Origin of the sequence: Gallionella capsiferriformans ES-2, assembly GCF_000145255.1 — a bacterium.
Lineage (GTDB): Bacteria > Pseudomonadota > Gammaproteobacteria > Burkholderiales > Gallionellaceae > Gallionella > Gallionella capsiferriformans.
On the sequence record NC_014394.1, the window covers coordinates 2,096,025 to 2,109,084 of the forward strand.

The 13,060-nt window shown below is 54.1% G+C and carries 17 protein-coding genes; 13 read left to right on the forward strand and 4 right to left on the reverse strand.

Translation table 11 applies throughout. The features are described 5' to 3' along the window. Positions 1 to 30 precede the first annotated feature (30 nt). Genes cysT through GALF_RS09610 form a run of 4 tightly spaced genes read left to right on the forward strand, consistent with a single transcriptional unit; the run spans position 31 to position 3,671 of the window. On the forward strand, positions 31 to 861 hold the full coding sequence (cysT, locus tag GALF_RS09595) for a sulfate ABC transporter permease subunit CysT (protein WP_013293860.1): 831 nt from the start codon (positions 31 to 33) through the stop codon (positions 859 to 861). Further along, on the forward strand, positions 861 to 1,712 hold the full coding sequence (gene cysW / locus GALF_RS09600) for a sulfate ABC transporter permease subunit CysW (protein ID WP_013293861.1): 852 nt from the start codon (positions 861 to 863) through the stop codon (positions 1,710 to 1,712). The genes cysT and cysW overlap by 1 nt, the downstream gene beginning before the upstream one ends. 2 nt (positions 1,713 to 1,714) lie before the next feature. Beyond that, on the forward strand, positions 1,715 to 2,758 hold the full coding sequence (locus GALF_RS09605) for a sulfate/molybdate ABC transporter ATP-binding protein (RefSeq protein ID WP_013293862.1): 1,044 nt from the start codon (positions 1,715 to 1,717) through the stop codon (positions 2,756 to 2,758). Then, positions 2,739 to 3,671, forward strand: a complete 933-nt coding sequence (locus tag GALF_RS09610) for a CysB family HTH-type transcriptional regulator (RefSeq protein ID WP_013293863.1) — start codon at positions 2,739 to 2,741, stop codon at positions 3,669 to 3,671. The genes GALF_RS09605 and GALF_RS09610 overlap by 20 nt, the downstream gene beginning before the upstream one ends. A gap of 290 nt (positions 3,672 to 3,961) precedes the next feature. Here the strand turns inward: GALF_RS09610 and GALF_RS09615 are convergent, their stop codons facing one another. Genes GALF_RS09615 through GALF_RS09625 form a run of 4 tightly spaced genes read right to left on the reverse strand, consistent with a single transcriptional unit; the run spans position 3,962 to position 6,124 of the window. Further along, a complete protein-coding gene (locus GALF_RS09615; RefSeq protein ID WP_013293864.1) occupies positions 3,962 to 4,156 on the reverse strand; it encodes an anti-sigma factor family protein in 195 nt (64 codons plus the stop codon). Then, the gene (locus tag GALF_RS09620; protein ID WP_013293865.1) at positions 4,140 to 4,775 is read right to left on the reverse strand and encodes an RNA polymerase factor sigma-70; all 636 of its coding nucleotides are present in this window, start codon (positions 4,773 to 4,775) and stop codon (positions 4,140 to 4,142) included. The genes GALF_RS09615 and GALF_RS09620 overlap by 17 nt, the downstream gene beginning before the upstream one ends. Further along, positions 4,741 to 4,995, reverse strand: coding sequence for a nitrate/nitrite transporter NrtS (gene nrtS, locus GALF_RS15360; RefSeq protein ID WP_013293866.1), 255 nt, complete (start codon positions 4,993 to 4,995; stop codon positions 4,741 to 4,743). The genes GALF_RS09620 and nrtS (GALF_RS15360) overlap by 35 nt, the downstream gene beginning before the upstream one ends. Before the next feature lie 4 nt (positions 4,996 to 4,999). Next, positions 5,000 to 6,124: an FAD-dependent oxidoreductase gene (locus GALF_RS09625; protein ID WP_013293867.1), complete on the reverse strand. Its 1,125-nt coding sequence runs from the start codon at positions 6,122 to 6,124 to the stop codon at positions 5,000 to 5,002. A 190-nt stretch (positions 6,125 to 6,314) separates the two neighbouring features. On the opposite strand from GALF_RS09625, the gene mtnP reads away from it, so the two are divergent. The 9 genes from mtnP (at position 6,315) to egtD (ending at position 13,060) form a co-directional block, all read left to right on the forward strand. Further along, the gene (mtnP, locus tag GALF_RS09630; protein ID WP_013293868.1) at positions 6,315 to 7,178 is read left to right on the forward strand and encodes an S-methyl-5'-thioadenosine phosphorylase; all 864 of its coding nucleotides are present in this window, start codon (positions 6,315 to 6,317) and stop codon (positions 7,176 to 7,178) included. Between the two features lie 30 nt (positions 7,179 to 7,208). Beyond that, entirely contained in the window at positions 7,209 to 8,105 is an 897-nt protein-coding gene (locus GALF_RS09635) for an AraC family transcriptional regulator (protein WP_013293869.1), read from the forward strand. Positions 8,106 to 8,230: 125 nt separating this feature from the next. Then, the gene (locus GALF_RS09640; protein WP_013293870.1) at positions 8,231 to 8,818 is read left to right on the forward strand and encodes a carboxymuconolactone decarboxylase family protein; all 588 of its coding nucleotides are present in this window, start codon (positions 8,231 to 8,233) and stop codon (positions 8,816 to 8,818) included. 68 nt (positions 8,819 to 8,886) lie between these two features. After that, on the forward strand, positions 8,887 to 9,741 hold the full coding sequence (locus tag GALF_RS09645) for a peroxiredoxin family protein (RefSeq protein ID WP_013293871.1): 855 nt from the start codon (positions 8,887 to 8,889) through the stop codon (positions 9,739 to 9,741). A gap of 22 nt (positions 9,742 to 9,763) precedes the next feature. Next, positions 9,764 to 10,210 (forward strand): hypothetical protein, encoded by a 447-nt coding sequence (locus GALF_RS09650; protein ID WP_013293872.1) that lies wholly within the window; start codon positions 9,764 to 9,766, stop codon positions 10,208 to 10,210. Positions 10,211 to 10,217: 7 nt separating this feature from the next. Beyond that, positions 10,218 to 10,442 (forward strand): nitrate/nitrite transporter NrtS, encoded by a 225-nt coding sequence (nrtS, locus tag GALF_RS09655; RefSeq protein WP_013293873.1) that lies wholly within the window; start codon positions 10,218 to 10,220, stop codon positions 10,440 to 10,442. Between the two features lie 90 nt (positions 10,443 to 10,532). Further along, positions 10,533 to 10,823, forward strand: a complete 291-nt coding sequence (locus GALF_RS09660) for a DUF427 domain-containing protein (protein ID WP_013293874.1) — start codon at positions 10,533 to 10,535, stop codon at positions 10,821 to 10,823. Positions 10,824 to 10,829: 6 nt separating this feature from the next. Then, entirely contained in the window at positions 10,830 to 12,074 is a 1,245-nt protein-coding gene (egtB, locus tag GALF_RS09665) for an ergothioneine biosynthesis protein EgtB (RefSeq protein WP_013293875.1), read from the forward strand. Further along, positions 12,071 to 13,060: an L-histidine N(alpha)-methyltransferase gene (egtD, locus tag GALF_RS09670; RefSeq protein WP_013293876.1), complete on the forward strand. Its 990-nt coding sequence runs from the start codon at positions 12,071 to 12,073 to the stop codon at positions 13,058 to 13,060. Before egtB ends, egtD begins: the two co-directional genes overlap by 4 nt.

Consider the following 13,060-nt stretch of genomic DNA (forward strand, 5'->3'; position numbering starts at 1 on the left):
GCATGCCTGTTGTGAATTAAGGAGTTTTTTATGGCGCAATTCCGTGCGCATAGCGTGTTGCCGGGCTTCAATCTGGCCTTGGGTTTCACGCTGTTGTATCTTTCGCTGATCGTGCTGGTGCCGTTGTCTGCGCTGTTTTTTAAGACGGCGACATTAGGCTGGGGCGGTTTTATTGATGTTCTCACCAATGATCGCGTGCTGTCATCTTTGCGCGTGACTTTTTTAGCTTCTCTCGCGGCGGCGGTGATTAACGCCTTTTTCGGCTTGATCGTTGCCTGGGTGTTGGTGCGTTATAGTTTTCCGGGTAAGCGCATCGTCGATGCGTTAGTTGATTTGCCGTTCGCGCTACCGACGGCCGTTGCCGGAATTACGCTGGCAACGCTGTATGCGCCACACGGTTGGATCGGACAATATTTTGCCGCACAAGGCATCAAGGTCGCCTACACCCCGCTGGGTATCGTGGTCGCACTCACCTTCATCGGCCTGCCCTTTGTGGTTCGTACCGTGCAACCGGTGCTCGAAGACGTGGAGGCGGGTGTGGAAGAAGCCGCTGCCAGTCTGGGCGCAGGACGCTGGGATGTGTTCCGTCGGGTGATCTTTCCCGCCATTTACCCTGCATTGCTGACCGGTTTTTCGCTGGCCTTCGCCCGCGCCATCGGCGAATACGGCTCGGTCATTTTCATCGCGGGCAATATGCCTTACATCTCTGAAATCTCGCCGCTGCTGATCGTCGCCAAACTGGAGCAGTACGACTATGCAGGCGCCACGGCGATTGCCGTAATTATGTTATTAATTTCATTCGCATTATTGCTAGGTGTGAATGCCTTGCAATGGTGGACGAGTAGCAAAGGAGTTCGATAATGGCCGCATCTACACGAATCACAACCCATGAATCCCGTGCTGTGACACTGTTGTTCATCGGCGTGGCGCTCACCTATCTGCTTATGTTTCTGGGTTTGCCGCTGTTTACCGTGTTTTATCAGGCGTTCAGCAAAGGCTGGGAATTGTACTGGGTGGCGTTGCAAGAGCCGGATGCCTGGTCGGCGATCAAGCTGACCTTTATTGCAGCCGGGATCGCCGTGCCATGCAATCTGGTGTTCGGCATTTCCGCTGCCTGGGCCATTGCCAAGTTTGAATTCAAGGGCAAGAGCCTGTTGATTACCTTGATCGACTTGCCCTTTGCGGTGAGTCCGGTGGTATCCGGTCTGGTGTATGTGCTGCTGTTTGGCGCACAGTGCTGGTTCGGTGAATGGTTGCAAGCGCACGACATCAAACTGTTGTTTGCGGTGCCGGGCATCGTGCTGGCAACCATCTTCGTGACCTTTCCATTTATCGCCCGTGAGTTGATTCCACTGATGCAGGCGCAAGGAAAAGAGGAAGAAGAGGCGGCGGTATCGTTGGGTGCATCGGGCTGGCAAACCTTCTGGCGCGTGACCTTGCCGAATATCAAGTGGGGTCTGCTGTATGGCGTAATTTTATGTAATGCGCGTGCCATGGGCGAATTCGGCGCGGTATCGGTGGTCTCCGGCCACATCCGGGGCATGACCAACACCATGCCCTTGCATGTCGAAATTCTCTACAACGAATACAACTTTGTCGCCGCCTTTGCGGTGGCATCCCTGCTGGCGTTGCTGGCGGTCGTCACACTGGCGGTCAAGTCGCTGGTCGAATGGCAGGCAAAACGTAGCGGCGAACCTTTGCATGGAGCGTAATGATGAGCATCACCATTGAAAATATCAACAAGCATTTCGGCAGCTACAAGGCGCTGGACAACATCAATCTGGAAGTGAACCGCGGCGAATTGATCGCGCTGTTGGGTCCATCTGGCTGCGGTAAAACCTCCTTGCTGCGCATTATCGGCGGACTGGAGCTGGCCGACTCCGGTAAGCTGTTGTTTCACGGCGAAGATGTCGAAGCGCGCGATGCGCGAGAGCGCAATGTCGGTTTCGTGTTCCAGCATTACGCCTTATTCCGCCACATGACCGTGTTCGAAAACGTTGCGTTCGGCCTGCGCGTCAAGCCTAAGAAAGAACGTCATCACGAGGCGGAAATTCAACGCCGGGTGCATGAGTTGCTCAATCTGGTGCAACTGGACTGGCTGCATGACCGTTATCCATCCCAGCTATCCGGCGGGCAACGTCAGCGCATCGCACTGGCGCGGGCGCTGGCTGTTGAACCCAAAATTCTATTGCTGGATGAACCGTTTGGCGCACTGGATGCGCAAGTACGCAAGGAGTTACGTCGCTGGTTGCGCCGTCTGCATGACGAATTGCACATCACCAGTATTTTTGTCACCCACGATCAGGAAGAAGCGCTGGAAGTGGCCGACCGCGTGGTGGTGATGAACAAGGGAAAAATCGAACAAATCGGCACGCCGGACGAAGTGTATGCGAAGCCTGCGACGCCATTCGTCTACCAATTCATCGGCAATGTGAATATGTTTCACAGCCGCGATCACGCGCCGTGGACGGAACAGCACGGCGATGCAGTGGCGTATGTGCGTCCGCACGACATTGATATAAGTCGCACGCCGCAAGTTGACACGGCGTTGCCCGTTGAGGTTAAACTGGTGCGCGCCATTGGTTCGATAGTGCGTGTCGAAGTGTCGGCGGATGACAGCAGCGAATTGATCGAAATCGAGTTAAGCCGTGAACGCTTCGATACGGCGCCGCTTGCTTGTGGCGACCGTGTCTTTATCCGCCCGCGCCAGTTCCGCGTGTTTGAAACAGGAGATTCGAATGAACTTTCAGCAGCTTAGAATTATCCGCGAGGCGGTGCGCTGTAACTACAATCTCACGGAGGTAGGCAGTGCGCTGTTTACCTCGCAGTCCGGCGTATCCAAGCATATCAAGGACTTGGAAGATGAATTGGGCGTGGAGTTGTTTGTGCGCAAAGGCAAACGCCTGCTAGATTTGACTGATCCTGGGCGCGAATTACTACAAATCGTCGAGCGGATTTTGCTGGATGCCAACAACATCAAGAATATGGTTGAGCAATACAGTCAACGTGACGAAGGTCAATTGACTGTGGTCGCAACCCACACTCAGGCGCGCTATGCCTTGCCCAAGGTGATTACTGATTTCAAGAAAACGTACCCGAAGGTGCATCTGAAATTACATCAGGCCAGCCCGAATGAAATCGTTACCATGCTGCTCTCCGGCGAAGCGGATATTGGTATGGCGACCGAAGCGCTGGCGGATGTCACCAAGCTGGATTCTTTCCCTTTTTACACTTGGCATCACGCGGTCATCGTGCCTGTCGGACATCCGCTTGAGCAGGTGAAACCGCTGACGTTGCAGGCGTTGGCCGAATATCCTATTGTTACCTATCACGAAGGATTAACCGGTCGCGCCAAGATTGATCAAGCATTTTTGGATGCCGGGGTCACGCCGGATATTTCCATGTCAGCACTGGATTCAGATGTGATTAAAACCTATGTGGAACTCGGTTTAGGCATCGGCATCATCGCGTCGATGGCGTTCAACCCAGCAAAAGATTCCGATCTGCGCCTGTTGCAATGCGAACATCTGTTCGGCGTAAACACCACCTACATCGCCCTGCGTCGCGGCCATTACCTGCGCAGCTTTGCTTATCGTTTCATCGAACTGTGTTCACCCAAACTGGATGAAGCGGTAATTCGTGCAGGAATCTCGCCGTCATCAGCAAATTGAGATGAGTATCGGACAGCCCATGGCTACCCATCGGCCCCTGAGTCATCCAACACCCGCTGTATATTAGCAAGCAGTCGTTGATTTTAGACAATTGACTAGCGGCACACAACTGCTATGGCACACCTTAGATAACATGCCACAAAGCGGTCATTCATGGTCAATTGCGTTCGAGGCAACGCGACCGACCGCTTTGCCGAATTTGAGACATTCAGCACCAATGTCCCGATCTACATCACCTAGCCAAGCGTCACTCTGGATGCCTCTAAATATTGATAAACGAGTTGTAGCGGCTACTTCTCTTCCTGCTCGTTCTTACCCTTGGCGTAAGCTCGCGTAATCTTGCGCAGTGTACCCATCTGCTGCTTGTAGTTGTGGCATCCTTTGCACATCATTGTGTGCATACCCAGAGACATACTCTCCTTAAGCGAAAGTTTGCGCTCCTGCGATTCCGACATCAGCTGTGTGGCTTCACGACAATTCATCATTTTGTTCTCCTTGCAAATACCATTTATTTTCGAGGCACTCGCGCAAACGTAAGCGTGCGCGGTGCAGCAAGACATGCAGATTGCTGGTGGTTAAATCTACGGCAACACATATTTCCTCGGCATCAAGTTCAATAAACTCGCGCATCATAAAGACTCGCGCCTGCTTGGGCGGCAAACCGTCCAGGCAGGCTTCAAAAACGCGCCAAAAATGTGCCTCACGCAATGAGCCTTCAGGATTTCCCCATGCAACCGGACGTTCATCGGGCTGCCAAAAGCCTTTGCGGTCGAATAACTCGGAAAAGTCCTCGTCCTCATCCTCCTCACGCAGCAAGCTGCTAGCATTCACGACACGCTGCTTATGTCGCAATGTATCCGCAATCTTGTTCTTCAAAATTGCGAATACCCAAGTCCTCAGTGCTGCGCGCCCACCAAAGGAAGTCGCGTTTTTCAATGCCCCAATCAACGCATCTTGCACTGCATCTTCGGCCAGATGCCCATCTCCGAGTTGTAACGTGGCGAATCTGATCATCTGTTTGCGTATATCTTCCAAAAATGATGTATCAGCCAACAGGTTCCCGACCTGCTTAGTGTTTTCCTGTCGGTTTGAATTGGCACTCATTACTTTCCCCTAACTCGATCTCGTTCTTCGCCGCGCTGTAACTTGATACGCAGTACGGCACCAGATAATTTAATAACAAATGAAGCCACGATATTGTACCGCCATGGAGCAAGCTTCCCCCCTGATTCACCAAATTCAGCACACTTCCGACCACAACCGAAACCTTTAGTGCATTGATAACAATATGCCGCGACAGGGCGATTCGAAAAAAACGGGTCATAGGTTCATTCCTTGTTTCCGCAATTCAAAGCACCATACTTAAACATAAATTGACGATCAATCCAGTTCTTCCAGCGCCACATCCAATAGCCTTGAGCGCTGAATTCACCCCAGGATGCGATGGCGTGCTGTGGACCGGTAGCCAGCAAATACAGTGACATCTTGCGGGGTCGATAACTTCGCAGCTTTTGCCCGCTGATACTTGCGATCAGGTTACGCGCCAATACTGGCCCGGCAAATACAGCATGTACGCCTGAACGCACCAACTTGATGTCGGCACGAGCGCACACATCTCCAGCGGCAAATACATTTGGATGAGACAAGCTACGATGTTGCGCATCCACCAGGACGTATCCCTGTTCATCAAGCGCGAGATCAGTGTTACGCAACCAGGCAGGCGCTCGCGCACCAGTCGCCGCGATAAGGCAATCTGCATGCAGGGATTCACCGCTTGAAAGTGCAACCCCTGCTGTAATGCCCACTGCTCGTCCCTGATATAGCGTGACGCCCCGTTGTTGCAACAACGCACGGGTGTGCGCTTTTACACCCGCAGCATGACCTGGCAAGATACCGTTCTCGGATACAACCAGCATGACAGAGGCTTTCTTGCACCGCCGTGCGGCAATAGCATGCTGTGCCGCAAATACCAGCTCCACTCCGGCTGCACCGCCGCCAACCACCACAAGCCGATAGTCATCCTGTTGCGAAGCAGCGGTGAGTATGGCTGGCCAGCGTTGTACAAAATTTCCCAGCGGCTTGACCGGCAGCAGACATTCTCCCGCTGCTTCCAGCCATGAGGTATCGCCCTCGCTGCCCACGTCAAGCGACAAACCATCGTAGTCGAGATAAGTGCCGTCGATAAGTTCAACCCGCCGCCGTTTGGCATCAATCCCGACAACTTTGGAAAAAATCAGGCGAACTCCAGCTGCTTCAGCCAGCGGTCGCAGATTGATCAGGCACTCCGACAGCGTGTAATGTCCCGCCATCCATCCGGGCAACATGCCAGAATATATCTGGTAAGTATCTGGCGTGATCAGCACCGCATCGATGTGTGATGATGCATTTTGGGCAAGGGCTTTAAGGACGCTGAGTTGCGCATGTCCGCCGCCCACCATGATTAAACGATACATTGCGTCCCCTCGTTCAATGAAACAGGTACTTGTGGTTCAGCATTCTCAGGATGATATGGATCACGGTGCTTACAAATAAATTGCTTATAGCCCTTCAGTCGTACACCGTGCAGAATTTCTTACAACATTCACTGTAAGAAATTGGTTGGAAGGAAGACTAAGCTTTATATCCATAGTGAGAGCATGAAACATGACCAGAGCAATGATAGGCGTAATTGGCGGCAGCGGGCTGTATCAGATGGACTCGCTGACCGAGGCAGAAGAACACATCGTCGAAACGCCGTTTGGGCGTCCTTCGGATGTCGTCGTCACGGGTAAAGTAAATGGCACTCAGGTTGCTTTCTTGGCCAGGCATGGTAAAGGGCATAGATTAATTCCAACAGAGATTCCTTACCGAGCAAATATCTACGCGCTTAAATCTTTGGGCGTGCGTTATCTGATCTCCGTCTCAGCGGTCGGCTCACTTCGAGAAGAAATTTGTCCGCTTGACATGGTATTACCCGATCAATTTATCGATCTGACCAAACATCGCATTTCTACATTCTTTGGCAACGATACAGTGGCACATGTTTCGATGGCGCGACCAGTTTGTCCCATGCTATCCGATTTACTGGCACAGGCAATTGAAAGTCAGAATTTCACTGATTTAAAGCTGCATAAAGGTGGCACCTACGTCTGCATAGAAGGCCCCTCTTTTTCATCAGTTGCCGAGTCACACTGGTATCGCAGTATGGGCGCAAATATCATCGGGATGACTAATATGCCAGAAGCGAAGCTGGCGCGCGAAGCACAAATTTCCTATGCTACGCTGGCACTTGCAACCGATTATGATTGCTGGCACCCGAAGGAGGAACATGTCACGGCTGATATAGCAATTGCAAATCTGATGAAAAATGCAGAACATGCACAAAGCGTACTTTCCAGTGCAATTAGTTTGATTGATCAAAAGCGACCTATTTCAATTGCACACAATGCGCTGAACAGCAGTTTAGTCACGCCGCTTGCAGCGATGTCCGCAGAAGCAGGCAATAGACTAAATATACTGTTGCAATAATCTCCCACTTCAAGACAGACTGATTTCACCATGCAGGACAATAAACAACAACTTAATTATTTTCTGCGCCATCTGCACCTAGGCTCAGAGGTTTATTACATCGGTCAATTGTGTGACGCATGGCACATGTCCACACCCGGTGGCGATGCTACGACTTTTCACCTAGTCTGCCACGGCGGTGCATGGATACACATGCAGGACCACTCCCAACCGACGCAGATGCACTCCGGGGATATCGCCTTTTTCCCGCATGATGCAGCGCATACGTTTAGCGCACTGGAAAAAGTCCCCGATAAACCATTCGACTACCGCAATCCAGCGCCTTTGGACAAGACCGCCCCGGGAACCGGTTTGCTGTGTGGACATTTGAAACTGCCCACACATATACGCCGACTGTTGCTCGCTTCATTCCCGGAATTCATCTTGATACGCCCTGATCAAAGTCCAGTCGGTCGGCAGATGCGCAACTTGATCGAAATGATGACGGAGGAGGCTATGCAGAACGATCTTGGAGTGACGGCAATTCTGGATCGGCTGTCGGATACGCTGTTCCTGTATATCGTCCGACATGCGCTTCATCTTGAGCCAAAGCTGTCTCCCTTGCTAGCCGCGTTGTCGGACGAGCACTTGCGCCTGGCCGTCTCGGCCTTCATCGAACAACCGGCGCAGGCATGGACGGTAGACCGCATGGCGAGACTCGCCTGCCAATCGCGCTCTGCATTCTCGGAACGTTTCACCCAACTGGTCAAGATGCCGCCCATGGAGTTTGTTACAACGTGGCGCATGCAACTGGCTGCAGGCATGCTCGCTGGGGAATACTCAAACATGCTTGATGTCGCACTCCGCTGTGGTTACGAATCTGAAGCCGCATTCCGCAAGGCTTTCAAGCGCATTATCGGTATCACTCCAGGTAAAGCCCGCAACTGATAGCGATGGCATGTCTGGATGATTGAACATAAATTTCAATCCATCAAGCATGGAGACGAACCCGCCAATTCCCGACAATACGTTCCAGCAACATGCTGTTGCTTAAACCACCTTGGGAGATCACCATGAACACATTCAAATTACACACCCTTGAATCAGCACCTGCGGGAGCTTTGCCAATACTCGAAGCCGCTAACAAAGGATTAGGCTTCATCCCCAATCTTTACGCACATCTGGCCGAAGCACCGAATGCGCTGAGCGCCTACAAACAACTGGGCGCATTGCTCGAACAAAGCGCACTGACGCCTGAAGAGCAGCAGATCGTGCTGATCTCAGTCAGCATCGAGAACCGTTGCGAATACTACGTGGCGGCGCATTCCTTCATTGCACGCAACATGGTCAAGGTCGATGGTGCGCGTGTCGATGCGCTGCGTGGTCAAAGCTACCTGCAAGACCAGAAACTGAATGCGCTGGTGGCGTTCACCCGCGCCGTGGTGCGTGAGCGCGGCTGGGTGCAAGGCGGGCAGGAGCTGAAGGATTTCTTTGCCGCCGGTTACACGCAGCAGAACGCGCTGGAAGTGGTGCTCGGCGTCAGTATGAAGACCCTGAGCAATTACACCAACCACCTGACCGACACGCCGCTCGATGCCGCCTTCGCCAGCGAAGCCTGGCAGGCACCGGATGAATACGCCTGCTGCCAAGAGGCCGTCTAGCCTTCTTTCATCCCGCCTCGCGTCAGCCAATTGCGAGGTGGGCCGCAATCTCAGACAGGATCCAACACATGAACTTACTTAAATCAATTTTTATCAGCAGCTACATGATGGCGATCATGGGCATCGCAGGCTATGCAGGCTGGATGCTTTATCAGGGCGAGAGCCTGATGGCCTGGGGCGGTGTGCTGCTGACGGTCGCCCCCATTCTCACCGTCATCATGCGCGCCATGATGCTGAAGGATATGGCGCGCACCAGCGCGCACTTTCCATTGATTAATCTGCTGGGACTGGCGGGCACCGCGCTGGCCGGATTTGGCGGGCCCTCTACCGGTGCGGCGACACTGCTGGCGGTCGTCGGCTGGGTCGCATTCCTGCTGTATTCTTACTGGTTTTCTACTTACGGCGATCGCCAGCCCAGCATGAAGCTGGTGGTCGGCAGCAAGCTGCCCCACTTCACCGTGCGCGATGTCAACGACAACATCGTCAGTTCAGCTCAATTGACGAACAAGCCCGCTATCCTGATCTTCTATCGCGGCAACTGGTGCCCGTTCTGCACGGCGCAGATCAAGGAGTTGATGGCGCGCTACAAGCAACTCGATGCGCTCGGCGTGCGCGTCGCGCTGATCGCGCCGCAGCCGCACGAGAACACGGTAGGCGTCTCCAAGACCTATGACGCGAAGTTCGACTTCCTCACCGACGAGGAGAATGCGGCGGCGCGCGCACTGGGCATCGAACACAAGAACGGCCTGCCGATGGGCATGCAGGCGCTGGGCTACGACAGCGACACGGTGATGCCGACCGTAATCATCACCGGAAAGGACGGCAAGATCGTGTGGACGCACGAAACGGACAATTACCGCGTACGCCCCGAGCCGGACACCTTTCTGGAAGTGCTGCGCCTGCATGGCGTCGTCACGGCCTGAATCATTTATCAAGGAGATAACTATGTCCAAGAAAGTATTACTCGCGCGACCACACGCATTCATCGTAGCAGAGATGCGTCCATTCCTAGAGCGAACCGGCTACCTGCCAATCCGCCTGGAGAGCCTAGATGACATTGATCCCGGCAAACTGGGATCGTTCAGTGGTGCGATCATCTCGATGGCGGTGGTATCGTCCATCCCGGCCAAACCGGGGGAAGTGTTTGCCGCGTTGCGCAAGCGCTATCCGTCGCTGCCCGTGATTTTCGCCGGACTGACCGAGTTCGACTCTACCTTACCCAGCATCCAGCGCATCGTGCATACACTACATCCCGACGCAGCGATTCTGCCGTTCGATGCCAGTACGGAGAAACATCCGCGTCTTGGTGAGCGGGATGTTTTCCTGTTCCTGAATAAGGAAGACATCGCAAGCAATACGGCGGAGAGCATCTTGCGCCGGCATTTTCGCTAAGCACATCGTGGCTTTGATAAGCCTGCTCCGCATCGCCCGCCGCCAGATTATGCTGCCTGCGCTGAAAGTGGCGCTGGTAGTGGGCACGTTGCTCAATCTGGTGAATCAGGGCGAAAACCCGATCAGCGGACAACCCATCAACTTTTTACAGGTGTTGCTCAATTTTTTCGTGCCCATTTGCGTTTCAAGTTACAGCGCGGTGCGCAACGAGATGAGACGCTGCGAAGAATAATTCATCACTTTGTAAGGTTTCACAGGTATCAAGCGACTGACAACCACCACACAGGCCGACTATCGGTCGCCGTACAATCAGGAGATCAATATGCCCAAAGCAATCTGGAACAACCAAGTCATCGCGGAAGCACCAAGCAGCGACATCCACCGTGTGGAAGGGAATATCTACTTTCCGCTGTCTGCAGTGAAGCGCGAATTCCTGCAAGCCAGCGAGACACATACCCACTGCGTCTGGAAAGGCGAGGCCAGTTATTACAACGTGGTGGTTGACGGCAAGGCTAATAAGGATGCAGCATGGTATTACCCCGAGCCGACCGCGATGGCAGCCCGCATCAAGAACCACGTCGCCTTCTGGCGGGGCATCAAGGTAGAGGACTGACGAACAATGAATGATGCTGCATTAATCGAGCGTTACAAAAAGGTGCGCGCGCGTACAGAGGCATTGTGCGCGCCACTGGAGATCGAGGACTACTGCATCCAGACGATGGAAAACGTGAGTCCGCCAAAGTGGCATCTGGCACACGTCAGCTGGTTCTTCGAGATGTTCATCCTCGTGCCGTATGCCAAGCGCTACCGCATACTGCGCGAAGAATACGCGCACCTGTTCAATTCTTATTACGAGACGGCAGGCACTTTCTTCCCTCGCCCGCAGCGCGGCATGCTATCGCGCCCCACGGTGCAGGAGGTGTACGACTACCGGCATCACATCGATGCGGCGATGCTGGAACTTCTGAGCAATGCTCCAGAACTGCATGCCGCCGACATCCGGCAGCGGTTGCAACTGGGAATGGAGCACGAGATCCAGCATCAGGAACTGATGCTGATGGATACACGCTACAATTTCTCCATCAATCCGCTGCATCCTGTCTATCACCGGATCGAGCTGCCTCCCGCCGCACCTGTGCCCGCCATGGGTTGGCAGGCATTCTCCGCAGGCATCGTGGAGATCGGCCACAGCGGTGATGCGTTCGCCTATGACAACGAGCGACCGCGCCACAAGACCTACGTGCAGGATTTCAGTCTCGCCACGCGACTGGTGAGCAATGCGGAATATCTGGCCTTCATCGACGACAACGGTTACGAGCGCGTCGAGCTGTGGCTATCCGATGCGTGGCGTACGCTGAAGGAACAACGCTGGCAGGCACCGCTGTACTGGTTCAAACAAGGCAGCGACTGGATGCATTTCGACCTCACCGGCGCGCATGCACTGCGTCTGGACGAGCCAGTATCGCACTTGAGTTATTACGAGGCAGACGCCTATGCGCGCTGGGCCGGCAAGCGACTGCCGACCGAAGCGGAATGGGAACACGCCGCGAGTGCGCACAGCATCGCGGGAAACTTCCTCGACAACGGATTGTATGTGCCACGCCCAGCGCAGCCTAATAATACCCAGATGTTCGGTGATCTGTGGGAATGGACTCAGAGCGCCTATCTGCCCTACCCCGGCTTTCGTCCACTACCAGGCACTTTGGGTGAATACAACGGAAAATTCATGAGCGGCCAGATGGTGCTGCGCGGTGGCTGTTGCGTCACCGCGCAGGATCACATGCGCGCCAGCTACCGCAACTTTTTCCGGGCGGCGGACCGCTGGATGTTCTCCGGTCTGCGTCTGGCGGAGGACATCACATGAGAAGCGAATCGCCCACCCCGTCACCGGATCAGGAAAAAAAGGATTTCCTGTGCAGCGTGCGCGAAGGTCTGCGCAGTCGTCCCAAGACCATCCCGCCCAAATATTTCTACGATGCGCACGGCTCGCATTTGTTCGACCTGATCTGTACCACGCCAGAGTATTACCCCACGCGCACAGAGACAGCAATCCTCGAACATCACAGTGAGGAGATGGCCGAGATGATAGGTACCTCCAGCACGCTGATTGAATTAGGTAGCGGCAGTGCGATCAAGACACCGTTGATTTTGCGGCATCTGTCACACGATGCCGTGTATGTGCCGATTGATATCTGCGAACCGCATCTGCGCAACAGCACGCAACGTCTGCAAACGAGATTCCCAGCGCTGAAAATGCAGCCGCTGTGCGCTGACTATCACCGGCTTCCCGCACATGCAATCAAACATCATGTGGGGCGGCGAAAAGTGGTTTTTTTCCCTGGCTCCACCATCGGCAATTGCACACCGGACGAAGCCGTGACACTGCTTAAGCGCGTCGCTGCGCTGGTGGGCCCCGGTGGTGGCTTGCTGATCGGCGTGGATGCGAAGAAATCGACCGAGACTTTGAATGCGGCCTACAACGATGCCGCCGGTCACACTGCCGCCTTCAATCGCAACCTGCTGACGCGCATGCAAAGCGAACTCGGCGCCCAACTGGATGCTGATCAGTTCGCACATCACGCGTATTACAACGAACCGCACGGGCGCATCGAGATGCATCTGGTCAGCCGCTGCAAACAAGCGATACGACTGGACGGTGAATCGTTCGAATTCGACGAAGGCGAATCCATCCACACCGAGAACTCCTACAAATACAGTGCGCAGGAATTCAAGCAACTGGCGCGCACGGCGGGCTGGCACCTGCAATCGAACTGGCACGATGAGAACGAATTGTTCAACGTTCATTACCTCAGCCAGTCCGCCGCAGAACCGCTGAAGCTGGCACGCTGA